The 26,997-nt window shown below is 49.3% G+C and carries 18 protein-coding genes and 1 pseudogene; 3 read left to right on the top strand and 16 right to left on the bottom strand.

Features of this window, described 5'->3' with window-relative positions; translation table 11 throughout:
• Positions 1-38: 38 nt before the first annotated feature.
• The 5 genes and pseudogenes from SNR34_RS15255 to SNR34_RS15235 all read right to left on the bottom strand — a co-directional run.
• Positions 39-1,139, bottom strand: coding sequence for a sensor histidine kinase (locus SNR34_RS15255; protein ID WP_486182319.1), 1,101 nt, complete (start codon positions 1,137-1,139; stop codon positions 39-41).
• Complete coding sequence (locus SNR34_RS15250; protein WP_486182318.1) at positions 1,136-1,810, bottom strand: response regulator transcription factor; 675 nt, start codon at positions 1,808-1,810, stop codon at positions 1,136-1,138. The genes SNR34_RS15255 and SNR34_RS15250 overlap by 4 nt, the downstream gene beginning before the upstream one ends.
• Before the next feature lie 128 nt (positions 1,811-1,938).
• The gene (locus SNR34_RS15245; RefSeq protein ID WP_486182317.1) at positions 1,939-2,754 is read right to left on the bottom strand and encodes an ABC transporter permease; all 816 of its coding nucleotides are present in this window, start codon (positions 2,752-2,754) and stop codon (positions 1,939-1,941) included.
• Positions 2,751-3,779: an ATP-binding cassette domain-containing protein gene (locus SNR34_RS15240; RefSeq protein WP_486182463.1), complete on the bottom strand. Its 1,029-nt coding sequence runs from the start codon at positions 3,777-3,779 to the stop codon at positions 2,751-2,753. The genes SNR34_RS15245 and SNR34_RS15240 overlap by 4 nt, the downstream gene beginning before the upstream one ends.
• Before the next feature lie 1,338 nt (positions 3,780-5,117).
• Positions 5,118-5,258 (bottom strand): annotated as a pseudogene (locus tag SNR34_RS15235) (winged helix-turn-helix transcriptional regulator); the annotation flags it as partial.
• An 83-nt stretch (positions 5,259-5,341) separates the two neighbouring features.
• Here SNR34_RS15235 and SNR34_RS15230 point away from each other — a divergent pair.
• Positions 5,342-5,998 carry a helix-turn-helix transcriptional regulator gene (locus SNR34_RS15230; protein WP_486182316.1) on the top strand — a complete coding sequence of 219 codons (657 nt, stop codon included), beginning with the start codon at positions 5,342-5,344 and terminating at the stop codon, positions 5,996-5,998.
• A gap of 142 nt (positions 5,999-6,140) precedes the next feature.
• Here SNR34_RS15230 and SNR34_RS15225 read toward each other — a convergent pair whose 3' ends face one another.
• From SNR34_RS15225 to SNR34_RS15215, 3 genes are all read right to left on the bottom strand, one after another.
• Positions 6,141-11,834: a pectinesterase family protein gene (locus SNR34_RS15225; RefSeq protein ID WP_486182315.1), complete on the bottom strand. Its 5,694-nt coding sequence runs from the start codon at positions 11,832-11,834 to the stop codon at positions 6,141-6,143.
• A 213-nt stretch (positions 11,835-12,047) separates the two neighbouring features.
• The gene (locus SNR34_RS15220; protein ID WP_236414030.1) at positions 12,048-13,553 is read right to left on the bottom strand and encodes an extracellular solute-binding protein; all 1,506 of its coding nucleotides are present in this window, start codon (positions 13,551-13,553) and stop codon (positions 12,048-12,050) included.
• 50 nt (positions 13,554-13,603) lie between these two features.
• A complete protein-coding gene (locus tag SNR34_RS15215; RefSeq protein ID WP_236414353.1) occupies positions 13,604-14,461 on the bottom strand; it encodes an ABC transporter permease in 858 nt (285 codons plus the stop codon).
• 416 nt (positions 14,462-14,877) lie between these two features.
• On the opposite strand from SNR34_RS15215, the gene SNR34_RS15210 reads away from it, so the two are divergent.
• Positions 14,878-15,765: a carbohydrate ABC transporter permease gene (locus SNR34_RS15210; protein WP_236414029.1), complete on the top strand. Its 888-nt coding sequence runs from the start codon at positions 14,878-14,880 to the stop codon at positions 15,763-15,765.
• Positions 15,766-16,092: 327 nt separating this feature from the next.
• On the opposite strand, the gene SNR34_RS15205 is transcribed toward SNR34_RS15210, so the two are convergent.
• The 3 genes from SNR34_RS15205 to tnpA all read right to left on the bottom strand — a co-directional run bounded on the left by SNR34_RS15205 (position 16,093) and on the right by tnpA (position 20,105).
• On the bottom strand, positions 16,093-18,333 hold the full coding sequence (locus SNR34_RS15205) for a helix-turn-helix domain-containing protein (RefSeq protein WP_486182314.1): 2,241 nt from the start codon (positions 18,331-18,333) through the stop codon (positions 16,093-16,095).
• A 255-nt stretch (positions 18,334-18,588) separates the two neighbouring features.
• Entirely contained in the window at positions 18,589-19,695 is a 1,107-nt protein-coding gene (locus SNR34_RS15200) for an RNA-guided endonuclease TnpB family protein (protein ID WP_486182313.1), read from the bottom strand.
• Positions 19,696-19,706: 11 nt separating this feature from the next.
• Positions 19,707-20,105, bottom strand: coding sequence for an IS200/IS605 family transposase (gene tnpA, locus SNR34_RS15195; RefSeq protein WP_236414023.1), 399 nt, complete (start codon positions 20,103-20,105; stop codon positions 19,707-19,709).
• Between the two features lie 364 nt (positions 20,106-20,469).
• On the opposite strand from tnpA, the gene SNR34_RS15190 reads away from it, so the two are divergent.
• Positions 20,470-21,096, top strand: coding sequence for a class I SAM-dependent methyltransferase (locus SNR34_RS15190; RefSeq protein ID WP_486182312.1), 627 nt, complete (start codon positions 20,470-20,472; stop codon positions 21,094-21,096).
• 79 nt (positions 21,097-21,175) lie between these two features.
• On the opposite strand, the gene ppsA is transcribed toward SNR34_RS15190, so the two are convergent.
• From ppsA to SNR34_RS15165, 5 genes are all read right to left on the bottom strand, one after another.
• Positions 21,176-23,791 carry a phosphoenolpyruvate synthase gene (gene ppsA / locus SNR34_RS15185; protein ID WP_486182311.1) on the bottom strand — a complete coding sequence of 872 codons (2,616 nt, stop codon included), beginning with the start codon at positions 23,789-23,791 and terminating at the stop codon, positions 21,176-21,178.
• A gap of 278 nt (positions 23,792-24,069) precedes the next feature.
• Entirely contained in the window at positions 24,070-24,843 is a 774-nt protein-coding gene (locus SNR34_RS15180) for an ABC transporter permease (protein WP_486182310.1), read from the bottom strand.
• Positions 24,844-25,605 carry an ABC transporter ATP-binding protein gene (locus SNR34_RS15175; protein WP_343260622.1) on the bottom strand — a complete coding sequence of 254 codons (762 nt, stop codon included), beginning with the start codon at positions 25,603-25,605 and terminating at the stop codon, positions 24,844-24,846.
• 23 nt (positions 25,606-25,628) lie between these two features.
• Positions 25,629-26,495 (bottom strand): pentapeptide repeat-containing protein, encoded by an 867-nt coding sequence (locus SNR34_RS15170; RefSeq protein WP_486182309.1) that lies wholly within the window; start codon positions 26,493-26,495, stop codon positions 25,629-25,631.
• A 13-nt stretch (positions 26,496-26,508) separates the two neighbouring features.
• On the bottom strand, positions 26,509-26,838 hold the full coding sequence (locus SNR34_RS15165; protein WP_236414015.1) for a PadR family transcriptional regulator: 330 nt from the start codon (positions 26,836-26,838) through the stop codon (positions 26,509-26,511).
• Positions 26,839-26,997 lie beyond the last annotated feature (159 nt).

Raw genomic sequence — 26,997 nt, 5'->3', positions numbered from 1 at the left:
GCGAAAGGCGCTTTTTCCGACCCATCAAACGCAGCTCCCTAGCCTTCATCTTCGCCAGTATCGATTCGTTTATTCAGCGGCATGTGTACGGTGAACGTCGCGCCTTTACCCGGTACACTGGAAACAGCGACCGTACCGTCATGCATGTCCACGATTTTATGCACGATCGACAGGCCCAGCCCGCTGCCGCCCAAGGCACGGGTCCGCGATTCGTCCGCTTTGTAGAAACGCTCAAAAATCCGAAGCTGGTCCTGAAGGGCGATACCGGGTCCGCTATCCGTAATACGGACCGATACGTTTTCTTCGCTTTGCGTAAGTAAAACATCGATTTTTCCGCCCGGTGGCGTAAACTTGATTGCATTATGGAGAAGGTTGACCCACACCTGAATCATCAAATCCTCATCAGCGGTGATTTCAAGCTCTTCCAGCTCCACGTTCATATCGATTTTTTTGTCGTCCCATTGGGGCTCGCAGGCCAGAATCAGCGTAACCAATTGTCGGTCCAAACGGTACGTGGTTTGATGTGATGCATGTTCCGAGGCGTCCAGGACGGCAAGCTTCATTAAGTTATCGCTGAGTCTGGACAGACGGACGCACTCCGTTTCAATGATCGTCAAATACTGGTCACGCTGCTCCTGGTCCATCTTTTTGTCCTTCAGTGCTCTTGCAAACCCGATGATAGAGGTCAGTGGCGATCCAATTTCATGGGACACGTTCGAAATGAACTCCTGACGCAAATCCTCCATCGCTTTGAGCTTCGCCGCCATGTCATTGATGCTTTCCACCAATTGGGCATAAGGATGTGTATGTCCCTGTCTCCCGCCTCGACGGGCAAACGCCGCATCCAGATTCACGCGAAAATCCCCCCGGGAAATACTCTTCAGTGCCTGAATCAATTCATTAAAATGCTCATTATCCCTACCCTTAACCAGTGGACCGATGCAAGTAATGCCTATACCAAAGAGGATGAACCCGAGCATGGCATTGATCAGAAAAGCGATGAGCTCATGCGGTTCCCACGGGATCAGGGAATATACGCTTCTCGTAATATAGAAGGCCGCGGTCCAACAGGCAAACAGCGCCAGGGATACCAGAATGATGTTTCTGGCCATATGAAGAAATCCGGGTTCCCGCTTCATGTCCTGATCTCCAAGCGATACCCTAGTCCTCGCATCGTACGAATAACGAAAGCATGCTCTTCCTCGGGAAACCGTTCACGAAGCCGCTTGATATGCACATCAACCGTTCGTTCGTCCCCTTCGTAATCATACCCCCAAATTTTTTCGATTAACTGATCGCGTGTAAACGTTTTGCCTGGATAACTTGCCAGGGTAAACAGTAATTCAAATTCCTTACGCGGGAGAACCATATCCTGTTCGCCATTTTTGCATTCAAACGTATCTCCCCGCATGACCAGCCTGCCGAGAACGATCACTTGTGAAGTCATGATATGATATCGTTTCAGCAGCGCCTTCACCCGCGCGACGAGCACCAGCGGATCAAAAGGCTTCACCAGGTAATCATCCGTACCCAGCGAAAATCCTTTGACAATCTGCGAGGTTTCCCCCTTGGCCGTTAACATCAGGAGAGGCAGGTCCGTCTGCTGCCGCAGCTGGCGGCATAACTCCCATCCGTCCATGCCCGGCATCATGATGTCGAGAACGATCAAATCAACCTTGTGATCATCGAGCACACGCAGCGCATCCAGGCCATCCACGGCCTCGATGACGTGCAAACCTTCTTGTTGCAAAAAATGCTTAACGAGTTCCCTGATATGCGGGTCGTCGTCTACGACCAGTATGCTTGCCAATGTGAGCACCTCCATTTCCAACCTTGCCCTATGCCACAAATCCTGTCAAGAAAGAGACGCCATGCCGAGAAGACATCACCTCTCATTCCTGACATCAAACCGCTGCTCAAATGATATTCCCTTCCCAATTATGTTCTACGCATATATGCCCGTACGGTTAATGGTGCAAAAATGGCTACAATAACCGCCGCTCCAGCAAGGGTGGTCATAAGATCTGTTCCCATCGTTCCTTGGTTCGCCAGTTCGCGAACGGCGGAGACCAGGTGGGAGATCGGATTGACGTTGACCACCCATTGCAGCCAATTCGGCATCGTCTCTACAGGTACGAAAGCGTTCGAGGCAAAGGTGAGCGGAAACAGGACGAGCATGGAAATCCCTTGTACGCTGGATGCCGTGCGCGCGATAACACCAAGAAAAGCAAAAATCCAACTGATGGCCCAAGAGCAGACGATAACCAGCAAACCAGCCAAAGCAACATGGCCGAGTCCACCTGCCGGGCTATAACCCAATATATATCCAATGGCAAAGGTAAGCACCGTCGCGATCGTGTATCGGATCGTATCGGCCAGCAAAGCTCCCGCCAGCGGTGCAATACGCGCAATAGGCAGTGATTTGAATCGGTCGAATACCCCTTTGTCCATGTCCTCTCGCAATTGCACGCCGGTAACGACCGAACTCGTAATCACGGTCTGCACAAGGATCCCCGGAATGATGACCAATAAATACGCTTGAATATTTCCCGAAATCGCTCCGCCAAAAATATACGTAAACATCAATGTGAAAATGATCGGCTGCAGCGTAACATCGAACAATTGCTCCGGAGTTCGTTTCACCTTTAATATTCCGCGGTAAGCCATCGTTAACGAATTTCGGACGGTTTGCCCCAAACTGGTGTGTTTCCTCAACTTCCGACCTGCGCTTTGTTTCAATAGTGTACTGTTCATGCTTGCAACTCCTTCACTGCATTGGTTTCCGGAGATGGATGGGACTCATTGCCGCGAGCATCCTGGCCAGTAATGGCGAGAAACACTTCGTCCAGCGTAGGCTTCTGCACGCTCATCTCTGCCAAATCAATGCCTGCGGCACGAAAGGCAATCAACAGATCTGCAGCGATATTGGCATCCGCCATGGGCGCAGTAATCTTCCCCGCTTCCGCCGTGACGTTGGATTCGGTCCGAAGGATCTGCTCGACAATCTGACGTGCCTGTTCGAGCTGCGTCATCTCCTGAATGCGCAGCTGAAGAGATGCCGTGCCCACCGATGCTTTCAAATCGTCCACCGTGCCCTCGGCAACCACGTGTCCTTGATCGATCACGGCGACGCGATCGGCCAGTTGATCCGCTTCATCGAGGTATTGAGTGGTCAGCAGGACCGTCGAACCTGATTGGACCAGCTGCCGGATCGTGTTCCACATCTGTGCGCGGGTCCGCGGATCGAGCCCTGTCGTCGGTTCGTCCAGAAAGATCAGCGGCGGTTGTGCGATCAAGCTTGCTGCCAGATCCAGACGGCGGCGCATGCCTCCCGAGAAACCTTTAATCGGGCGTTTCGCCGCATCCGTCAACCCGAACTCTTCCAGCAGGTCTGCCGTCTTGCGCTTTGCTTCAGCACGTCCAAGACCGAGAAGGCGGGAAAAGATCATCAAATTTTCGTTCGCACTCAGCGATTCGTCAACAGAGGCATATTGGCCGGTCAGTCCGATCAGCTGGCGTACGATGTGTGACTCTTTTACCACATCATGTCCAAAGATTTGGGCTGAGCCCATATCCGGACGCAGCAAGGTGCCCAGCATGCGGATCGTCGTTGTTTTGCCTGCCCCGTTGGGACCCAGCACGCCGTAGATCGTACCTGCCTTTACGTTCAGATTGACTCCGTCTACCGCCCGCTTATCTCCAAAAGTTCTCACGAGCCCTTGCGCTTCAATAGCCCAATCTCCAGAGGCATGATGCGCTGCTCTTTCCAATGGTTTGATCAATTGTGGTTCCTCCCATATCGTTGATAGGGGAAGAATATCGTACTTTTATGAACTAAATGTGAATGGAAAAAGGCAGTTGGTAAGTTCCTTATCCAGCCGCAAGGATCGATCTCATGCTGCTGGCATTTTAGGATGAGTGCCTCAATGTTTTTTTCATTTCATTGCTTCATTGTGCGACTTAATAATGGGAGCCTAAAACTAATATGTACTTTAATCATTTTTGAAAATAAAAAATACGTGCTCTAAAGAACATGATCACGAACGGAAACGTTTAATTTACGCTGAGAACAAACCTTACCCTTAATCTAGATAAGATTTGTCCTCAGATAATTTTACAACTGCCTATGTTGCTAAAAACAGAACGTTTTCAATACAATAACCAATAGGATATAAAGTACCAATATAGTCGCAGTGGAAGTAAACATTGAATGACATCCTTTATCGTAGCTCACAAGTAACACCTCCTTTGACGTACCACAATATACTCTAAAACCTGCTCGGGTGTATGTTCGTTCACCTATAGTGGGAACTATGCCGGAATCGGAGAACTATTGAAGGAAACAATTTGACCCAATGCAATTGAATAATTATCCCATCACCCACCAAAAAATCTGTAGCCGCAAACTCTTGATTCACCAACCGCCGTCAAAAAAAACCAGAAATTATCTCCATTCCTTAACCACATATAGGTGAAACGATACAGGCAATTTTGAAGTCCCACGGGACTCGGGGGAAAGGCAGACATTTGTTGCATGTATGCCATAAATCCTGATTCACTCCTTATTGGAATTAGACTTATGACCGCTTTATGCCCAGAGCCGATGGGTTAGGTCTACGCCTAAGCCTAAAGAAATCGCTTGTTTTTTTACGTTACAACACAGTATCACGTTAATTTAAATCTTGATCCGTAATCCGTATGTAAAGGGTTTAATCCCTTTTTCGCCATTATTCTTTACGATGCAGCTGGCACTTCAATGCGCAATTCTATGTAACGTGATTCCCTCCTCGTCACAGCCGATTTCAAGAAGATGGTTTTCCGGAATTCATGCATCCTTCCCGCTTTTAATCACACTTCTTCGCTTTGCCGCGAGCATTTGCCATTCTGAAACTGGCCCCGCATCCGCAGGACGCTTTTGCATTTGGATTATTCATGGTGAACCCCCCGATCATCCCGCCTTCTTCAATACCGGCTCTTAAAGACGCATTAGGCAGGTTGGCGCTAGCGATGATGTCGGCAATTTTTCATGTTGCTGTTTCGGTGACCTGAATCATTTTCATATCCCTCCATAGAATCGTTTTGTAAATCGTAATGGTTATAAAAAGCAGCCAGGGCAGTCAAGGCGACTTCTCTTCTTTATACGCAACCCAGTCCGTCAAACCGGGAATGAATGCAGCAAGCGCAGACCCTTTGGGGGTCAGTGCATACATGATTTGATGTGGTTGCTTCAAACAGGTTCTTGTAACCAAATCCTCCGTTTGGAGTTCCCTTTACTTTGTCAACATTATTGTTTAAAATGTACACATTCCCTTAGATATCATGGTTTATAGCGGAGGTCTACATGAGTCGAAACCAAACGAAAAAAGATGCCTCCACGAGTACTCGGAGGGCCATCATCAATCAATTAAAAGAACACGCGGGAATGGATGTCGTAGCCCTTTCTGCTCATTTTTCGTTATCAGGAATGGCGATTCGCCAACATTTGAATGCCTTGCAGGAAGAAGGATTGGTTACATACGAAGAAGAGGCTCGTCCGATGGGCCGGCCAACCAAGCTATGGAGATTAACGCCTGCAGCGGATCGTTTTTTCCCAAGCGGCTATTCAGATTTATCGCTCAGTCTGATCCATTCGATGAAAGAGGCTTTCGGAAGCGAAGGCATGGATAAACTGCTGACCGTCCGGAATAAAAAAATGCAAGAAAAATATTTGGAGTACATCGGCGACACTTCTGTCATCGAAGAGAGACTGGAGAAACTGGCGGAAGTTCGAACCAATGAAGGGTACATGGCGGAGATCAAGCAAGAAGACGATGGCAGTCTATTGTTTATCGAGAAGCACTGCCCGATTTGTGAAGCAGCGGCGGCCTGCACCGGTTTATGCAAGAACGAACTGCAATTGTTTCATCACGTTCTCGGAAATGACGTTGCCGTTGAGCGGGTAGAGTATATTTTAGCGGGAGGAAGAAGCTGCGTTTATAGGATTCAACAAAAGGGTTGAGTCCGATGACTCTTGTCACGAAGCCGCTCTTCTTCAAGACTTTGAATTGCATGGTTTGGCAGACATAGACAAAAAGCCGCTAAATTGGATTAGCGGCTTTTCATTTCAATGCAAGTGAACCATTTATTATGCCATGTAAATCTTACTTTTTGACCGTTACCGTAACGGAAGATCTCGTTTTGTTCCCTGCATGATCCGCTGCCTCGTAAGTGATCGTGTAAATGCGGTCTTCTCCTTTGCCTTTCCCCGATCGTTCGGCACGAAGCTTGAATTCATAATCGGGCGTGCCATACTTGGCTCCTACAATATCAGGCGAGGAGTTTCCCTTCCCTTTCCCCTGCTTAGGCTGATTGCTTGTAATCGATACAAGGAGGATGGAAGCAACGCCAGATCCTTCATCTTCGGCATTTGCAGTGACCCGGATTGTTTCCAGCTTGTTCCCCTTGGCCTTCAGGATCGGTTTGTTCACCTTCAGGCGCAGGGTTGGCGGTGTTGTATCCTGCTCTTCCCCACCCGTAAAATGAATGACATATTCCGACTCGCCGCCGTCTTGCCCCGTAACCCGGATCGTCGCTTGGCCAGGCATGGAATCGGCCTGCTCAATGTGCACTTTGGCCTTCGCAGAAGCGGCTTCCGCCGTCACGACAGGCAGCACACCTGCATCTGCAACCACCAACGAATATTGCTTGCGAGTCGGATCGAAATCCGCTACAGGCTCGCCATCCACGAATACCTTCGACAACTCTCTGTTGGCGTCAACCCATGAAAGTTTAGAAGCAGGATTCCAGCCGTCGTCTCCGGCCAAATGCCGGGCAGGAAGATATTCGGCCGCTTCTTCTGCCGTCAGCTGGCTGGACCAGTTGTAACGGCTTTTGGCCGCCGCACCCGGACCATAACTGGCGTATTCGGCGAAACGGGCCGTCCGTTCGTTATCTGTATTGCCCCAATTGTTCCAACCTGACGGACTGATATGATCATCCATGTAGTTGTTGATGTAGACGACGTTGGCATTAGGCCGCCATGGTCTTCCAAGAGCCACTTTGCCGGTTAGGCCCGGCTCGGCCGTGATTCGGCTGCCCAGGAACACATAACCGGGTTTTCCTTCAGCCGTCGAAGCTGCCGTCACATAGCCGCTGCTCAGGCTGTGAATGATGCTGTTCTCGAACATTGCCGCTGCGTTGCCGAAAATAAAATCGACGTCGCCTTCGATGTAACTATCCACATAGTATTGTCTGCCGTCGTTGACGTAGAGCGTATCCTGCCATCCCTTCAGGCTGACATCCCGGAACACGAGACGGTCGCCGCGGGCAAAGAGGGCCACGGCCTGCCCGGCATTGTCGCCGGCATCATTCTGGATCGTCAGATGTTCGGCCGTAAAATCGTTCGTTTGCACCCGGAAGCTGTAGCTGTTCGAAGTACCCAGCGGGTTGCCGGCCGCATCCAGCGTGCTGGCCGAATCGCCGTAGACCAGGACGGTTCCTTCACGGCTCTCGCCAATCATCCGCAAATTCGTCTTGCTGGAAGGCACGTTCAGCTTCTCGCGGTATGTTCCATCCTGAATCCGGATGATGGTCGGCGTCGGACTTTGATCCGGCACCGCATCGATGGCATCCTGAACCCGTTCGAATTGCGCGCTGCCATCGGAAGCCACGGTCAGTACGGGCGCAGGAATTTCCGATACCGGAACGGACGACATGCTTTCCCCTGCCTCATTGTGCGCCGTGACGACATAGTAGTACGTGCTGCCATTGTCCAGCTCTAAATCGGTATACGTTGTCCCGTTCAAATCCGAGGCAATCGGTACGAACGGTCCTTCCGGCAAATGACTGCGTTTAACGGCATAACCGTCTGCCCCCTCTGCTTCGTTCCAACGGAGAACAACGCCGCCGTCCTGCGCTTCGGCCATGAGCCCCGACGGGATTTGAGGCGTGCCGTCATTCGCGGCGGGGCGGGTTCCCGCCGTTGTTGAATCCAAGCTGTGTATATGACCGCTCACCGCAACTACTTTATAGTAGTATGGCTGGCCATTTCGAAGGCCGGTGTCTGTGTAGGAGGTTCCTGTTTCGCCTTCAGCGATGATTTCATATGGCCCCTCCGCCGAATCTGCCCGCTTAATGAGATACGCTGCCGCTCCTTCCACCGGTTCCCATACAAGACGGACCGCATTCGGCAGCGACTCTACTGCTGCTGTTGGCGTGGACAACGCTGCCGTCGGCGTCACGGCGACCGGGACGGCATCAGCTCCCTCTCCTCCGATGCCGGTCGCAGACACGACGTAATAATATGTCGTGCCATTCTCCAATCCGCCATCCCGATAGAAAGGCCGCGTCGTGCGGGAAGCCACGGTGACAAAAGGGCCTTCTTCCCGGGTACCGCGTTTAACCGTGTAGTAACTCGCCTGGTCCACCCCCAGCCATGTCAGCTCTGCTTGAGAATCTCTCGCCAAGGCTTGCAAGTTTTCGGGGGCATCCGGTCTTACGGCATCTTCCGATGGCGTCACTTGGACTTGGTTGGAAGGTCCGCTCTCGCCTAACGGGCCTGTTGCAGTGATCACATAAGAATAGGTCGTGCCATTGACGACGGTTTCGTCGATATAATGGGTTTCGGCCACGTTCGAAGCGACAAGTTCATGCTCGGAACCTTGTTGATCGCTGCGTTTGACATTGTACGTCGAAGCCCCCTCCGTTTCTTCCCAATCCAGCCGGACCATGCCGTTCCCGGGCTGGGCCACGAGTCCCTTGGGCGTGGCGACGGGTTCAACATAGAGGCGAATGTTGTCGTAATAAATGGTTCCTTTGCCCGTGCCCGGCGTTCTTGCCGAAATCCGGCCAATTCCTTCGCCGGTTACGTCGGCCTGGAAAGGAACGTTGTCCGCAACGCGTACGTTGTCGATATAAATATCGGCTTTCTGAGAGGCGGCATTGACCGTGATTTTCAGGTTGTACCATTGATTGGCGGCAGGCACATCCATCAATTTGTGATCTGCTCCGTCTTTTTTGTACACCAACGTATACTGATCTTCGGCCACGGGAGCGGACGGTTTGCGGATTTCGATGGATAGCGCCGTACGACTTCCCGAGCTGTTCTGCAGCTGCAGGAGATATGAAGTTCCCGGCCATCCCGGCGACATGATATCCGTTTCGAAAACAAAGTTTCCCTGCTGAGGCTGGAACGCGCGAATGAATTGCGTTGTGCCCGGCGCATTGTCGTAGAGCATCAACGCTTTGGCCGATGAGTTGCCGCTTGTTCCGGAAGGAACGCCTGCGATGACCACTTTGTGGTCTGCATCCTGCGGATCCGGCGACACTACATATCCCGTTGGCGTTGTATCGGTCTCCTGCTCCTCAAAGTCCTCGTCGATATAATAGATCGTTTCCAAATCCCCTTCGGGCACGGCGCTGGCTTCGCTCGAATCCAGGCTGATGCCCTTGTCATTCTCGGCTTTGACAACATAGTAATACGTTTTGCCCACCGTCAAATTTGAATCTGTGTATGAATTGGAGCCGAGGCCCTGCTGCAATTTCGTATAAGGTCCGCCGGAAATTTCGGAGCGGAATACCGAGTACGAGCTTGCGTTTTCCACCTCATCCCATGTTAATACCACGGATTTGGGACCGGGTTCTGCAGAAAGATGGCTCGGTGGCAATGGGAAATCGGCAGGTAGCTCATGGACTGCAGCATTCGAAAACACCGACGTATTCAGTTTATCCACCTCGTCGTCCGGCTTGGACGCGTCTGCAGCCAGACCGATGTATACCGGTTCATCCTTGGAGAAATAGACGGAATCCGTGACAGACCAATCATTGCCGTCTTTGGATACCGACGAGGTCACCCGATCCCCGAGCCGAACGAGCTTTACCCAGTAAGGGAGGCCGATAAAGGTTTCCGTTTCTTTGTAGATAACATTTTCTCCCGCGTTTTCACGTGTCAATCCAACCGCTTTTTGCCCGCCTTTGGCATAAGAGACCATGAGTGCGGCAAATGGAGCAGACGGTTCCAGCCCGCCACGGATCATCACGCCGGCTTCCGCTCCGTCATCCGTGGCTGTTACGCGTTCCACCTTGGCTACAATCTCGCCGTTGCCTTCCAAGGTTTGATAAGCGTAATGAAAATGATCAGCATCTCCATGAATATCGCCTGCCGATTTGACGGTGATATCGGTCACGCTTGAACCGATCTGCGTATGTCCGGCAATGCCCGGCGTCCCGATATCCGTGGATTGCCATGGGGCAATGTCGCTTTCTTTATGGACATGAACCGTGACATTGTTGGATTGGGTCGCCGTTCCTGTGTCGTCGATGGCGCGAACCGTCAGATAGTGCGTTCCGTCCTGAACATTTTCCCATGTAAAGGTATACGGAGCCGTATCATCTTCACCTAATTTGAGGTCGTTTTGGTAAAACTCCACCTTGGACACCGTACCGTCTGAATCGGATGCCGAAGCTGTGATCTCGACAGAAGCTCCTTCCGTCGTGATGGTATGGTTGGCAGGCGAATCGATCGTCACTGCCGGGTTGGCCGAGCCGTTGCCGACAATGCCGTTCAGGTAAACTTCAAGATAGGTATAACCGGATTCGTGTATTCCGTTCCGGTCGTTCGGATCATCGGGATTCAGCCCCATGCTGATTTCCCAATCATCCGGCATGCCGTCGCGGTCACGATCAGCCAACGTGGATACGGCTTCCTCGAATTCGAGGTATCCTCCGACTTCTTTTTGCGAATTGATGTGCTGCCCGGTGCGGTTTTTGACGTCGTTCACGATTCTGGCATCGATGGCATCCCTGCGGGGTAGAACGGCTCCCGCTTCGGCAAGGACGCGTTCATATGCGGTTTCTGCATCGTCAACAGGCGAAGGATGGGCCATCTCCACTGGAGAGGACAATTTGGACTCCGGGTTTGCCAGTTCGCCGACGCCAAGCCAGTTGTCTGCCGTGACTTCAGGGAAACCGTCCACGACATTGCCTCCGACATAGAGGCGTGTATTGGGGCTCACATCGAGAAAAACCTGATCCCGAGCCGAACGATACGTGTTTGGCCCGTATTTGTAATAATTGTTCATCAAATTATAATTGCCTTCTTCACCGCCATAGGCTGAGAAAAATCCCCAGTTATAAACGACGTTGTTGTACGATTCGGTGTTGAAACCGGGGGAACCGGCGAATCTCGGGTTACGGCTTACGTTGTGGGCGATGATGTTGTGATGGAAAGAAGCGTTGTTGCCGCCCCAGATGCCCGCGTAGCCATGTCTTCCCTTCTGGTGGGTAGTCATCAGCATGCTTTCGGCAATGACGGACCATTGTACGGTCGTATTTTCGTTGACGTACATGCTGAGTACTTCATCGACAGACCAAGCGAACGAGCAATGGTCGATGATAATGTTTTTGTGGTAACGCCCACCGAACACGTCATCCTCGCTGGGATGTTTGTCTCCAAGGCGAAAACGCATATGTCTCACGATAATGTTATCGGCTTGAAACGTGGTCCAATAATCCGAAACGGTGATGCCTTCGCCGGGAGCCGTCTGGCCCGCAAGAGTAAGGTTGGAGCCCGTGATGGCCAGCGGGGATTCAAGATGAATCGTGCCGCCGACCCGGAACACCACTGTAGTGTCATTTTGACTGACCGCTTCGCGCAGGGAACCGGGGCCGGAATCCGCCAAGGTCGTTACTTCGTACACCGCGCCTCCCCTGCCGCCGGTTACATATTTTCCGCCGCCTTCAGCTCCGGGAAAGGCAGGCAATGAACCGGCCTCGTTCGCTTCTTCCGCAGCAGCCATCGCTGGAAGCAGACTGAATAGCATGGATATGACCAAAACGAGTGACACAATCCTTTTCAAAAGAATCTTCCTCCTCCGGTATCGTCTATTCGGTTCAATGCCGTGTTTGCCGAGAGGCAGCCAACCTTTCAGCAGCCAAACATCACCTCCTTAGCGAATGAAGGCACAGCCAATGAACAAGATATGAACTCGCTGCATCTTTAAAAAAGCCCGTTTCGTCAATCCTCCTTTGAACGTACGATCCGGGCCGTTGACTCTCCTTATTGTTCTGCTTTACTTGCTCCCCTGCACGGCTTGGTATGCCGCCTCGTATTCCGCAATGATTTTGTCGCCGCCTGATGATCTCCAAGTGTTCACCGCGTCTCGGAAGCCGTTCAGGTCGGTTTTGCCCAGAATGTATTTATAGGTGGCATCCGTAATAATCTTTTGCAATTCGGAGCCTTGCTCCGAAAACGTCGGCGATTCCAGCGAGTACATCGGATTGAGCACGGCATACTTGGTGTTTTCCTCGATCAAACGCGTGGATTCGATGCGCAGCGGGTCTGCATCCTGAATGCTGTATCCGTTCTCGTTGGGCCGGGATGACGAAAAGGGTTGAACCTCTTGCTCCCAAAGCTTGGTGTCAATGATGGTCGCTCCATTGTTGGCATCCAGGCTGTAATGCACGTCTTTGATGCCATACGTCATTAACGTGTAGATTTCTTCGCTCATGAGATCATCCATAAATTTCAGCACCCGCTTTAATTCGGCTTCGTCCTTCACCTCCGATTTCGGGAACGCAAGCAGTCCGCCTACGCCGTTGGATGTGGACCAAATGGCCCGATCGCTTTCGTTGCCCGTGGACGTGATATCGTTCACCATAACGAGTTCCATGTCATCTTGAACGCCTTTGGCCAGATTAAGCAGACCTTTGCTATCAAATAAAGCGCCTACGTAAATGCCGGCTTTGCCTTGCGCGAAGCCCTCTTGTTGATCCTTTTTCGCCGTGACCGCGAAATCCTGATTGATGTAGCCGTTGTCATACAGCTCCTTCATGAAATCCATCGCCTGGATGTACCCCTCCGATTCGAATTCGGGCGTCACTTTGCCATCCTCGCTGACGGCCCAGCTGCTAGGCGTTCCGAAGTAGGAACCCAGCGTTTTGAATGCTCCAAACACGAGATCGCTGCGGTCCATGAACCCTGTCGTGTCTTTGACCCCATTGCCGTCAGGATCTTGTTCGGTAAACGCTTTGGCTACCTGCATCAGTTCTGCCGTCGTTTTGGGCACAGGCAATCCGAGTCGGTCCAGCCAATCTTTGCGAATGATGACGCCGTTGCGCGCAACCTGTTTTTGCATCGGGATCCCGTACAGCTTTCCTTCAATGGAAGCGGAATTCCGCATGTCTTGGGAGATTCCTTTCAAGTTCGGGAATTCATCCAGATAGGGTCCAACTTCCCAGAAAACTCCGGCTTTTAGCGCGTTTCGAACCGACGAGTTTTCCAGAATCGTCAGCGAAACGATATCAGCCAGGGAACCCGAAGCCAGCGAGGTATTCAGGCGCTCTTCCTTCGAAGCATCCGGTATCCAGGAAAACTGGATATCCGCATTCGTCAGCTCTTCGATTTTGTCAAGCACCGTGTCCGTTGGCGGCGAAGCCGTATGCATGATGTTCAGCCAAGTAATGGTCGTTTTGCCATCGGCATTGGTTCCTGTTTCACTTTTCCCTCCGGAGCACGCGGAGAGCATCAGACTGCCGCAAATCGTAAGCGCTATCAACTTTGCATAGCCAAATTTCATGGTTCATTCCCCTTTTCGTGATTGTAGTTAGATGGGCGAGATCCCCCCAATTAGTAGACACCGTCTTCGCCGAATTTTTTGGCGAGCCGGTTTGCAAACATGACAAGAACGAGCCCTACCAACCCTTTGAACAGCCCTACCGTTGTGCTGAAGCTTAGTTGTCCGTTTTTTAAACCTGCCGTGAAGATGTACGTATCGAAAATCTCTCCCACTTCCCGGTTCAGCGAATTCAACAGCAAATACATGTGCTCAAAGCCGAGTTCAAGCGTATTTCCGATTTTGAGAATGAGCAGCGTGATAATGACCGGACGAATGGCCGGCAAGGTCACATGCCACATTTTGCGCAAGCGTGATGCACCATCCATCTCTGCCGCCTCATAAAGCTGCGTATCCACGACGGTAATCGCCGCCAAGTAAATGATCGTGGACCATCCGGCTTCCTTCCATATAATCTGCAAAATGTACATCGGGCGGAGCCATTCGGGCGATGTCAGGAAGCTGATTTTGGTGCCTCCGAAGGCAGCAATCAGTTCATTGACAACGCCGCCATCCACGCTCAAGAACACGTACGTAATCGAAACGATGATGACCCAAGACATGAAATGCGGAATGTAGACGATGGTTTGCACGGAATTTCTGAACAGCTTATGTCTTACTTCATTCATCATCAAAGCCAGAATGATCGGAATCGGAAAGAAAATGATCAGTTCCAGTGCAAACAAAATCAACGTATTGCTAAGCAGCAGGGCAAAGGTGGGCTCCGTGAACAGGCGGATAAAATGTTTGAAGCCTACCCACGGGCTGTCCTTGATCCCGAGAAACGGCTGATAATCCTGGAACGAAATGATGAGGCCGCCCATCGGAAAATACTTGAAGATGACGAAGTACACAAAGCCGGGAAGAATCATTAAGTAAAGAAGTTTGTTGGATGCCGCGTTTCTTAAGTAATGGTTTAGGCCGGACTTTCCGTATACCTTGCGTTGCAATGGAACGACTGTGGAATCTGGCTCTTTCACTGCTTGCTGACCTCCTTGATCTGGATTCGTGGTTGATTGCTTCCCAAGCATATGTCATGGAAGCTATTCCGTACATAATCATTAGCTACTGCGGTTGCAGGATTCCTCATAACACGGGCTTTTTTCCGATTTTTATCGAAGTCGATCGTAGCTCATGATTATTATTCAACTCCCGGATTATCGTCGATGTTTTCTGCCCGGATTCGGTATTAAGCCCTGTTCCAATGTCCGTAGGTGATGATTATATACGGAATCTTTCACCGTTGTTATGGTGGGCATACACCACTATCCATCAAGGAGGAACAACCATGTTGTCCAAATCCGCACTCCGAAAAGAAAGCATCGGCAGCATCGTATTCAATGTTATGAATTATACGCTGCTGCTCCTTTTTTCCCTGGCATGTCTGCTGCCCTTCGTCAATGTCGTTGCCAGCTCCTTCGCATCTACGCAAGAAATCGTGCAAAAGAAATTCATTTTATTCCCGACGACCTTCTCGCTGGATGCCTATCGCTACATCTTCTCTACACCTACCATCTTCAAAGGGCTTGGCGTATCGGTTTTCATTACGGTTGCGGGGACCATCGTGAGCATGACGCTGACGGCACTCATGGCATACGGACTTTCCCGCCGCTATCTTCTGGGCAGAAACTTCATTAACTTTCTGATCGTCTTCTCCATGTTGTTCAGTGGGGGCATGATCCCGACGTTTCTGGTCGTTAAAGCCGTTGGATTGATCGATTCCTACTGGTCGATGATCATTCCGACTGCAATCAATGCGTTCAATCTGATCATTATGCGCAATTTCTTTCAGGCTCTCCCCGACAGTCTGGAAGAATCGGCGAAGATGGACGGGGCCAATGATTTTCGCGTACTGCTGCAGATCATGCTTCCGCTTGCCCTGCCGTCGATCGCCACGCTTTCCTTGTTCTACGGCGTGTCCTATTGGAACACGTATATGAATGCCATTCTGTATCTGAACGAATCCAAAATGTGGCCGCTGCAGGTGCTGCTTCGTCAGATCGTCATCGTCTCCAGTGGCATGGAAGGCAACAGCTCGGCCGTGGACATCGTGCCGCCGTCCCAAACGATCAAGATGAGCGTCATCGTTGTGGCTACCATACCGATGCTCATCGCCTATCCTTTCGTGCAAAAGCATTTCACGAAGGGTGCCCTCCTTGGTTCGGTGAAAGGATGAGCCGTTCATATGTTTCGTTTCATGTCGCTCCGTTTCGAGCCGGCAGACAACAATCCCCTCGGGTATGCAACCTGAGGGGATTTCGATAAATCACACTAAACAATCACACAAGGCACTGCGAGTGCAGTACCATCTTCCGATCGCTGTTATCCCCGGTTTTTTTCAAATTCCCTTTTTCAAAGGGGAAAATCCGGTGATAAGCCTATGCTTCCGACGCAGCTTTCTTTCAGAAAGCTTTTAGACCGCTTCGCTTCTCCAGATTGGTTCTGCCTCTCCGTTAACGTGTGTATGTTTTTTTTGCGGATGAATATAGCAATATAAATCTGGTCAGCTTTCCATCTTCATCCGCCGGTATGCACCGGGGGTCAGATTCTCTTTTTTGCGAAAAGAGCGGATGAAATTTTGGGAATTCTGATAGCCCAGGCGTTCCGCGATGTCTTTTACGGGCATGTTGGTATCCACCAGCCATTTGCGGGCAACTTCCAGTCTGAAGTTCATGAGATATTCGCTAAAGGTTGTGCCGTATTCCTTGCGAAAGATGCTGCTTAGATAGTTGGGCGTGTAATGCAAACGCTCACTGATGGATTCAAGCGACAAGTCCTGGTCATATTCCGTACGAACGATGGATGCCATGCGGTCCGCGATGGAACGGAATTGCTGGTTGGCTCTCTCCTGCATGCTCGCGACCATCGGATAGATGACTTCATGAACGAGAATATGTTCGATCTCTTCCGGATTCAGCGTATTCAGCAGCCTGTGATACAACGTGGAATTGGTTTGCGTAAGCAATATCTCGGCCCCGATCAGCTGCTCCAGCTGAATCAAATTGTTCACAAAGCGGATCAGCGTGATCTCCAGGTTCATCGGGTTCGGACTATGTTTCATCATGTCGGCCAAGAACGGATATAACGTGCGCGACACTTCTTCTTTGTCCCCTAACCGAATGGCGTCGAACAGACGGGTTTCCAGCTCCGTAGGGTAATGCAGCAATGTCGGTCCTCCGCTGCGGGAAATGTCTTCATAGAAAATAACGGACTCTTTGCCCAGCTTCAGGCGTTGATACAACGCTTCGAGGCTCATATCCGATGCCTCGCGGCTGTTCATCAGATCTCCGTAAGGAGCACTGATGCCTACACTCACGGAAGCCGACCAATACTCACGGGCCAACATGATCACTTGTTTGGCGTAAGCCATCATGACATCCCGCATCTCCCGTGCTCGTTCGGCTTCGAAGTAGAGCAGCGTTGCCTGCGTTCGTTCATTAAGCACTACCGGCAGCATTCGCCCGGATTCCGGCACGACCTCCTGTACAAGTTGGTTTACTGCGAGGAGCAGCGTATCTTTGTCAGCCAGGGGGCCTTCCCCGCGGCGATCGATCTGAATCAGCATGGTGACGAACAGAACATCGGTAGTGATGCGGTAACCGAACCGCTCCAGATTATCCGCCATTTCCTCGCGGGTCAGCCGATTTTGCAGCACATTAAGCACAAACTGCGTTTCCAGCTTCGGCTTCTCCAGATGCATCAGCTGTTCCAAACTTTGGTTTTCGGACACGATGGAATCGATCGATTGAATAATCCAGTCGACTTCGTCCCTGATCGTTCTCTCGGAACGGTTCCCAAGACTATGCCGGATTTTGCGAAAAGGCTTGGCAAGATAAAGCGAGATGATGTAGGCAAGAACGACCATCAAGCCCAAAATCACGACGCCCATGACAATGAGGCCGACACGGGTCGTCGTTAAAGCCTGGCTGACTTCCTTCTGATCCAGAAGCGTGACATAGGTCCAACCATTATAGGCCGAGCGGGCATACAATCCGATCAAGGTTCCACCGGACGGGTCGGGAATTTCCATTTGCCCTGCACGCGGTTCGCTCACTGTCTGACTGCTTATCCACCCCATCTGCTCGCTCGACAGCGCCTTTTGCTCCGTCTGGCTTGCGTATAACAGCTCTCCTTGTTTGTCTAATATGTAGATGGCGGCATCAGGTTGGGTCTGCAGCGAAAGATTCAACGTACGGAGCGAAATATCCGACATGGCGATCGCTTCTTTTTCCTTGGAATATACGGGTAAGGCATGTAATAACCGAATACCGTCTTCGGTTTTGGTCCAATACAGCCCTTTGCCGTCGGCATCGGCGAATAGGTGCTGCAATCCTTCTTTTTCGGTGTCAGTCATCCGGGTTAAGGATCCGTTGGACAGACTCCAGTTTTGCTTTAGGCTTACCAGCGTATATTGGATACCATCCAGGCCCATCGTTGCGATATAACCCAATTGGGAGTTCAATTCCCGATAGGCTTCGTAATCCTGTCCGGTCAGCGGACTGTCGATCACCGTGCGGAACGATGGCGTTGTGCTGTATGTGGCGAAAGCATATTCGATCGTCTGAATTTTCTGCTCCAATGTATTGCGGACCTGCATGATGAGACTTTGGCGTCCCTCTCCGAGCCGTTCGATCACGGACTTCGTGGTGGAAATATAAATATAGCTCCCGAAACAAACAACGATGCCCACGCTGAGGAGCAGAATGGGAACAAAGATATTGTAAAACGTTTTGCTTTTTCGCACGGAACGCCCCTCCACTCTTGAGTTCGTTAAATGCAAGTTATCGCTTTCGCTGCTCCAGATTGATTCTGCCTCTCTTTTGTAATCGCTTGCATGCGTCATACACTTGAATTTTACCATGGCGGAGGATGTAGACATAACACAGTGAACTACCCTCCACCTACGCAAACTCTTTGAGGTGGGGGCTTCTAAGGTAATCGCACCTATCGGTACGAAATTGACTTAGCTTCCCGAGCCTGTTCCATGCTCTATATCATTTTATGCTAACATTCGCAGTCCTTCGTTTTTGATGTTGATCGAAGCATTCCAGTCTCGATCTGCCACAAAACCACAATCACAGTGGAATATACGGTCAGAAAGAGATAAGGACTCCTTGATGTGACCGCAACTTGAACACGTTTTGGAGGATGGAAACCATTTGTCGATTTTGATCAGCTTCTTTCCTTGATCCTCTAACTTGTATTGGAGAAACCTCGTGAACATGCCCCATGCTTGATCAGAAACGCTTTTGCCAAAATGGAGGGCTTGTGACATTCCCTTCATATTGAGGTCTTCAATGACCACGCAATCATACCGTTTCGCTAATTTGTGCGATTCTTTATGTAGAAAGTCTCGTCGCTGATTGGCAATTTTTTCGTGTAGCTTCGCTACCTTCAAACGCTGTTTGTGCCAACGCTGAGAACCTTGCTTTCTGCGTGACAAAATACGCTGTTCCTTTGCCAATTTCTCCAATGCTTGGCGGTAGAAACGAGGGGAATTGGCTGTCTTCCCTTCTTCACTATCCACATATAAGGCACTCATGGAAAAATCTAAGCCCACAACAGCTTGTATTTCTTTTTGTACAGGTCGATGTTCGTATTCCGTGAGAATAGAAACGTAGTATTTTCCCGTTTTTGTTCGAGAAACCGTACAAGACTTGATGATATGATGCGAAGGGATTTCCCGATGCTGCTTGATTTTCACGAGTTTCAGCTTCGGTAATTTGAGATAGCCATCCAAGAGCATGATGTTTCCGTTGACCACATTTGTTGTATAGGACTGTCTTGCTTTACGACTTTTGAATTTCGGAAACTTGGCTCGACCCGAAAAGAAGCTTTGATATGCCTTCTGCAAATGAAGTTGAGCATTTGCCAAAGCAAGACTGTCCACTTCTTTGAGCCACACAAACTCCTTTTTATACTTGGCAGGGGTAGGGAATTTTTGCTTCTTTAGCGTTTCTTGATCAGCCTTGAATTGTTCATACGTATCCTTTCGTTCAGCTAACATTTGGTTGTAGACGAAGCGAACACAACCGAAGGTTTTTGCAAGAAGCTGTTCTTGTCGTGGTGTGGGGTATAGACGGAATTGATAGGCCTTGTTTGCCATCTCGAATCACCTCACTTCATCCCTTGATGTTCAATATATTTCTTGATCTCTTCAATAGGGGAACCACCCGTTGTAAGTAGGCAAAAGCTCCTTGACCAAAAATATTCTTTCCACAGTTTCTTTCTGACTTGTGGAAACTCTTTCTTGATCAGCCTTGAGCTTGCACTTTTATAGGCGTTGATGAATTTTGACAATTCGGTATTCGGATGTGCTTTGAACAAAATATGCACATGGTCCATATTATGATTCCATTCGACCAAAGAGATATTGTAATTTTCGCCCAATCGAACGAACATCTCTTTCGCATAGTCAGATACGGTATCATCAATCACTTCTCTACGATGTTTCACGACCAGAACGAGATGATAATACAACAAGAACACTGAATGATTATTATTATCCAATTTCATTGATTTACCAGCCTTTCGATGTTCTAATACTGATTATATCATAGTATAGAAAAATGTATCAACATAAAGACTCTAGGCTTCGCCTACTGAAAGTTAAAAATCAGCCAAAAATTGCACAGGGAGGAAATAAAGATGAATCCCTTTTACGAAATTCGCACCGAGGAATTGTCCGTGATCCGGAATGCCAGGCAGTTGGCCTTTAATGTCTACCGGTATTTGAAGTAAAGGTATGACTTGGACTTCGTTAAGCGATGACTGTTTACAGTCGGAAGATTATCAATTATAGTTATTAAGGAGTTTATATATCTATAATAATGCAAACATCTCATAACTTACGAATGATACGAAAGGAGATCAACGCATCATGGAATTTTGGGAAACCAGCTTTATTGAGAAACAAACGATGTGGGGATTTGAACCTGCAGATTCGGCCATGTTGACTAAAGATTTTTTTCTTGCGGAACATGTGAAGCATGTGCTGATTCCGGGTATTGGGTATGGTAGAAACGCGAAGGTTTTTATGGATGCGGGCATCGATGTCACCGGCATTGAAATTTCACAAACAGCCATCGATTTGGCGAGGCAAAACGGGATTGACATCGATATCGTACATGGTTCGGTAACCGGCATGCCGTTTGATGACAAACGTTACGACGGCATATTCAGCCACGCCCTGATCCACTTATTGAACCAAGGTGAAAGAGAAAAATTCATTCAAGATTGCTATGCTCAGCTAAAGCCAGGCGGTTATATGGTCTTTACCACGATTTCCAAAAAAGCTCCGATGTTCGGTACAGGCAAGCTTTTGGATCAAAACTATTTCGAGACCAAGGATGGCGTCAAATTGTTCTTCTATGACACGGATTCCATTACGGATCAATTCGGTAAATTCGGGCTGGTCGAGATTTCGGAAATAAACGAACCGAACAAAAGCATGGCCAATAAACCTTCGATGCCATTTTTAATGATTACATGCAAGAAAGCATCATAAACGTTTGTCAGATCAAAAAAACCGTTAATCCGAAACGATCAACGGTTTTTTGGGGTCTGTTTTGAACCGACTCTGGATGTTACAGCACCTCGATATATCCTTCCGTACCATGCAAGCGAATCCGCTGCCCATCTTTGATTCGCTCGGTAGCTTTCTCCACGCCGACGATGGCCGGCAAGCCATATTCACGCGCAATAACGGCTCCATGGGTCATCAGGCCGCCAACTTCGGTAACCAGTCCTGCGATGGAAACAAAGCATGGCGTCCAGCTTGGATCCGTGAAAGGCGTGACCAGAATATCCCCTGGCTCCAAATGGGCATCTTCCATGTTAAAAACGACGCGAGCCCTCCCTTCAATCACTCCGGAAGAAACGGGCAAACCAACGATCGCTCCGGCAGGCAGGTTTTCACGCTTATACTCGCCTGCAATAATTTCGCCATCCGACGTGATCACGCGCGGCGGCTTTAGTTTTTCATACGTTTTGTATTCCGCTTTTCGCTGGCTAATGATCCGTTCATCCAACGTATTTGTGCGAACGACTGCATGAAGCTCCTGAAAAGTGAGATAGAAGATATCTTCTTTTTCGCGGATCACTTCTGCCTGTACAAGCTGCTCGGCTACTTTCAACAATGTTTGTTTATAAATGAAATAGCGATGAATCATGCCGTATTTCGGATATTCCCGATAACCGCTGAGATTTCGGATCAGGTCGATCTTGCGTTTGGTTTCTTCGGCTTTTTGCTCCCCGTCCGGTAGTTCTTTCAGTCGTTCCAATAACTCTTGTTCTTTGTTCAAAGCTTCCTGCCGTCCGAGCTCAAACTTGCGCTTCCCCGCATGCGGTTCGAAGTTTTTGATATTGTTGAGGATTAGCGGAACCAGTGTGATCGGTTTCTCGCTCCAGCGTGTTCGCGTAATATCGATTTCTCCGGCACACCGCATGCCGTATTGATCGAGATACGCCTGGATTGCATGTTGAGCCTCTCGTCCACCTTCCACGTGGGCCAATCCGTCCAAAAACTGGTCCTCTTTGACCTGTTCCAAATAGTCGATCACTTCCGGATAAGGACGAATGACGTCCGCAACGTCCAACAGGGCGAGGCCCATTTCCGAAGTAATATTACCTGTTACGGATTGTGATAACGTGTCTGCTGCATTTTTCTCCCCCAGCCACTCGTTCATTTTTTCATTGATCCAAGTAGAAGCATTCATCGCCGTCATAATGACGGCCGAGCTTTGCGGGTCAAATAGAAGTTTTTTTAATTGCTGGATATCTTCCAGAATGAAATCCATGGCATCTAAACCCGATTTCGATTGGATGTCATGTTTTAACTGTTCTATGGAGGCTTGATTTTTCTTGATCAAATGGGAAACGATGTCCGGGTCGTTCGCCAACTGGGCTTCATGACCTGCATGCGGCACTTTTGGTCTGCCCTTACCCGAACCTTGTTCGTTCGCTTCTTGGGGTAACGTTGGAATGAAATCCCTTCGCTCCACAATCGTCATAAGAGCGTCCTTGACCAGCGGATCGTATTGGCCCAGGCCGTTCAGGAGGGTGTCCCTGCCGGCGGCAGAAGCGAGCATGGGAGTAGCGTCAACGAACAGTCTTCCTCCTGCTGTACGCATGGGTGCCGGCGTGGTTAACAGATAAAAGGACAGGCCCAACGGTTTCATGGGATCTGTCATCATTTGTTGGTGACCGACGGATATATAAACATGATTTTCTTGATCGTTCACTTCAGGGATCGGGTATAACGTTGTGATCGGCCGACTCTGGACCACATAAAACGTTTGATCAGCCAAACACCATTCAATATCTTGGGGACAGCCGAAATATGCTTCGATTTGCTTTCCGATCCGTGCCAATTGCACAATTTGCTGATCCGTAAGCGTTTGGGCCTTCTGCTGCTCAGGACCGAGCTGCCGCGTTTCTGTGCCTCCGCCTTGACGTGCATAGATCGCCAGTTTTTTATCCGAAATTCTCTTCTCGACGATTTCTCCTTCACGTACTTTATAACCGTCAGCGGATACCAGCCCGGAAACCAGTGCTTCTCCAAGGCCATAACCGGCATCGATCGATACCATTTTCCGATTGGAAGTCATCGGATCGGCGGTAAATAAAATACCTGAAGCCTCGGGAAAAACCATCCTTTGTATGATGACGGATAAATAAACGTGTCTATGGTCGAATCCGTTCTGTATCCGGTAAATGACGGCGCGATCCGTAAACAAGGACGCCCAGCATTTCCGGATATGCTGCAAAATGTCTTCTGTGCCGATGATGTTCAAATATGTGTCTTGTTGGCCGGCAAAAGAGGCATGCGGCAAATCTTCGGCAGTTGCACTGGAACGTACCGCATAAGCCTGTTCTTCGCCAAACTGTGATACGTAGTCCGTGACTGCTTTCGCAACGTCTGTAGGGATCTCACTTGTCATGATGGATTGCCGAACTTTGTGGCTGATTTCCCCGATTTGGTCCCGATCCTCTGCTTGGATCAGAGCGAGCCGATCCAGTAATGCATCATAAATTGGATTGTGTTCAACCGCTTTTTGGTAGCTCAATGTTGTCACGCAAAATCCATCGGGCACATGAATGCCTGGAATTTTCGATAATTCCCCGAGATTCAGCCCTTTTCCGCCAACAAGCAAAAGCTGGTCATTGTTCATTTCGTGAAAACCGAGTACCAAAGGGTTCATTCCATGTCACTCCTTATTCATGAATTCAGAAAAAATCATTTGACAAGAGTTCATCAGCGTATTATAATTAAATTATAAGATGAAATACTTATGCAAAATTTACAATATAGAATCGCATTCCGATTGTAACATTGTAGTTCTGTATATGCAATACTAAAGAACCTGATATATGTTATCAGGTTCTTTTTTTGATGCCGCAGCACCGTTAATGACCGCCAAAAAAAAGAATGGTACCCGCGAAACCTGGCACCACCAGCAGAACAGAATTTATTCTTTCTTTAGCTTCTTACGCGCTTTTTATATACTTGCATCGCCAATCCATACGCTACGAGCATAATTCCGACACACCATACAAGAGCCACCCACAGATTACTGCCCACCGGCTGACCAGACAGTAGTGCCCGAATGGATTCAACGATTGCGGTCACCGGCTGGTTTTCGGCAAAGGCACGCACAATCGATGGCATTGAATCAGTCGGGACAAACGCCGAGCTGATAAACGGCAGGAATATAATCGGATAAGAAAAAGCGGTTGCACCATCCACGGATTTCGCGGACAGCCCGGCAATCGTCGCAACCCAGGTTAACGCGAGTGTAAACAATATGAGTATGCCTGCTACGGCAAGCCATGACAGGATTCCCGCTGACGAACGAAACCCCATAATAAGCGCTGCGAGAATAATGATGACAACCGATATGGCGTTGGATACCAGTGATGTCAGCACATGCCCCCACAACAAGGTGGAACGTGAAATGGGCATGGTGTGAAACCGCTCAAATATACCTCGTTGTACATCAATAAACAGGCGATAAGCCGTGTAAGATACGCCGCTGGCGATGGCTATAAGCAGAATGCCTGGCAGCAGATAGTTCACATAGTTATCCGTTCCGGATTCAATTGCACCTCCGAATACATAGACGAACAGCAGCATGAATGCGATCGGCATGACGGTGACTGTAATGATGGTGTCCATACTGCGAGAAATGTGGAGCATTGAGCGTCCGAGCATGACACCCAGATCGTTAAAAAAATGTTTTTTTGTCGTCTCCATTTACGCTCCCTCCTTTTTGCCAACGATGGCGAGAAAAATCTCTTCCAACGTCGGCTGCTTTTCAACATACTCCACCTTTGTGGATGGAAGCCGTTTTTTCAGCTCCGCGAGCGAGCCGTTTGCGATAATTTTGCCTTCATGCAAGATGGCTATTTTGTCGGCAAGCTGCTCTGCTTCCTCCAAATACTGCGTCGTAAGAAGAATCGTCGTACCGCCATCGGCAAGCTCTTTGATAATTTTCCAAACCTCAATGCGCGATTCCGGGTCCAGCCCGGTCGTCGGCTCATCAAGGAAAATCACCCGAGGACTTCCCACAAGGCTTAAGGCGATATCGAGCCTGCGGCGCATCCCTCCGGAATAGGTGGAAGCTCTGCGATCGGCGGCGTCTGTCAAATTGAAGCGTTTAAGCATGTGATCCGCCACTTGACGCGGATTTTTGAGGTATCGCAGTTTGGCAATCATGATCAGATTTTCCCTTCCGGTCAAAATCTCGTCCACAGCGGAGAATTGTCCGGTCAGACTGATCGCCTGTCGCACATTGTCGGGGCTTGACGCAACATCGAATCCGTTTACGGAAGCAGTCCCTCCATCCTGTTTCAACAACGTGGTGAGTATTTTGACAATCGTCGTCTTGCCCGCGCCGTTAGAACCAAGCAGGGCAAAAATACTCCCTTGATCCACTTCGAAATCTACGCCTTTGAGGATGTGAAGCTGTTTGTAGGACTTTTGCAGTCCTTTCACTTGAATTGCAGCGTTTTGCATATTCCTTCCTCCTCGAACTGTTTTTAAATAACAGTAACTTTCGACAAGTCCGCCTCCATGCCTTTAAGAGCCGCGTATGTCAACTTATCCATCATAGCGTCATCAAAGCAGACGGTTTTGATGGCACGATAGTATTTCTTGGACAAAGTAAAGCCGGAAACAAACGAAACATTTTTGAGTATCGCGCCTTTAAACGAAGCTTCGTTAAGTGCCGACTTGTCAAACTTGACCCCGATGAAAGTCTGCCCGTCAAATCGCTGCCCCCGCAGATCCGAATATCTGAAATCTACACCGCTAAAGCTACAGCGATCAAAGACCGTTTTTCTAAGATCGGTCATATTTAACATCACATCCGTTAACTTCACATCCGTGAATTTTGCCCGATCCAGACCCGACTTGCTGATGTTGGTACGTACAAGGATGGATTTATAGAAACTTGAATTCGTAAGGTCGATGGCAGATAGGTTGCAATCCGTCAGATTCGCATGGTCAAAAATGGAATCTCTCACATCACTGCTTGCGAATGTGCTTCCGGTTAAGTCAGCACCGGTAAAATCGGAGCCTTGCAGCGCGCTTCCCGAAAATTTCCCGTGATGCGCGGTGACGCCGGCAAAATCGCTTTTGGCCAGATTACTTGCACTAAAGTTTGTCACTACCTGTCGTTCCAATGAACGGGAAAGATTAGCCACTTCTCGTACCGTTTGCTCAATGTCACCGATGCTGTCAATGGTCATCGCAAAGGCCGTTTCATCGTCCTTGCCTTCGGCTTTGAGTTCACGGAATCGCTCCTGCAAGTCGGAAAGCAGATCGGTTTTTAATTCAGCAACGCTTTTCACCCCATCATACGGTGCGAACACGCCATTTAAATAATGGTTCAATCTTTCAGTCATCACATCAAGCCCCCTATAACAGGTTTTCGAGCACGCGTTTTGCATACTCCCAATTGCTTTTGTTGTTGGCGTAAGTCTCCTTGCCCTTTTCGGTAATTCGGAAATATTTACGCCGTCCGCCCTGAGACTCATCGCCCCAATACCACTCGATATCACCGTCTGCCTCGAGCCGGCGGACGCTGGAGTACATCGTGGCTTCTTTTAATTCATACTTGCCACCCGAGCGTTCGGCAATCAGCTTCACAATTTCATAGCCATAGCGGTCAGCTTCGAACAAGAGCCGTAAGATCATCGTATCCGTATGTCCGCGCAGCAGGTCGGATGTGATTTTGTTTTCGCTCATACAATCACCTCCACAATTGCATAATACGATACATTACTGTGACTGTCAAGGTACTGTTTTTGTAGTATTACTTTGCCTGAACAATCTTATGCTCTTGCGTTGACAAAAAAAAGAACCCCCATTACTTCATGGAAGTTCTTCTTAGGCGGCTTTCAACTG

It is taken from the genome of Paenibacillus sp. XP01, from assembly GCF_057364885.1.
The sequence above is the reverse complement of the archived record's forward strand: the minus strand, read 5'-3'. Positions and strand labels throughout refer to the sequence as shown.

Coding starts and splice junctions, on each gene's coding strand:
- SNR34_RS15255 (WP_486182319.1), bottom strand. CDS start 1,139: ATGAAGCGGGAACCCGGATTTCTTCATATGGCCAGAAACATCATTCTG.
- SNR34_RS15245 (WP_486182317.1), bottom strand. CDS start 2,754: ATGAACAGTACACTATTGAAACAAAGCGCAGGTCGGAAGTTGAGGAAA.
- SNR34_RS15230 (WP_486182316.1), top strand. CDS start 5,342: ATGAGTCGAAACCAAACGAAAAAAGATGCCTCCACGAGTACTCGGAGG.
- SNR34_RS15220 (WP_236414030.1), bottom strand. CDS start 13,553: ATGAAATTTGGCTATGCAAAGTTGATAGCGCTTACGATTTGCGGCAGT.
- SNR34_RS15215 (WP_236414353.1), bottom strand. CDS start 14,461: ATGATTCTTCCCGGCTTTGTGTACTTCGTCATCTTCAAGTATTTTCCG.
- SNR34_RS15210 (WP_236414029.1), top strand. CDS start 14,878: ATGTTGTCCAAATCCGCACTCCGAAAAGAAAGCATCGGCAGCATCGTA.
- SNR34_RS15200 (WP_486182313.1), bottom strand. CDS start 19,695: ATGGCAAACAAGGCCTATCAATTCCGTCTATACCCCACACCACGACAA.
- tnpA (WP_236414023.1), bottom strand. CDS start 20,105: ATGAAATTGGATAATAATAATCATTCAGTGTTCTTGTTGTATTATCAT.
- SNR34_RS15190 (WP_486182312.1), top strand. CDS start 20,470: ATGGAATTTTGGGAAACCAGCTTTATTGAGAAACAAACGATGTGGGGA.
- ppsA (WP_486182311.1), bottom strand. CDS start 23,791: ATGAACCCTTTGGTACTCGGTTTTCACGAAATGAACAATGACCAGCTT.
- SNR34_RS15180 (WP_486182310.1), bottom strand. CDS start 24,843: ATGGAGACGACAAAAAAACATTTTTTTAACGATCTGGGTGTCATGCTC.
- SNR34_RS15175 (WP_343260622.1), bottom strand. CDS start 25,605: ATGCAAAACGCTGCAATTCAAGTGAAAGGACTGCAAAAGTCCTACAAA.
- SNR34_RS15170 (WP_486182309.1), bottom strand. CDS start 26,495: ATGACTGAAAGATTGAACCATTATTTAAATGGCGTGTTCGCACCGTAT.
- SNR34_RS15165 (WP_236414015.1), bottom strand. CDS start 26,838: ATGAGCGAAAACAAAATCACATCCGACCTGCTGCGCGGACATACGGAT.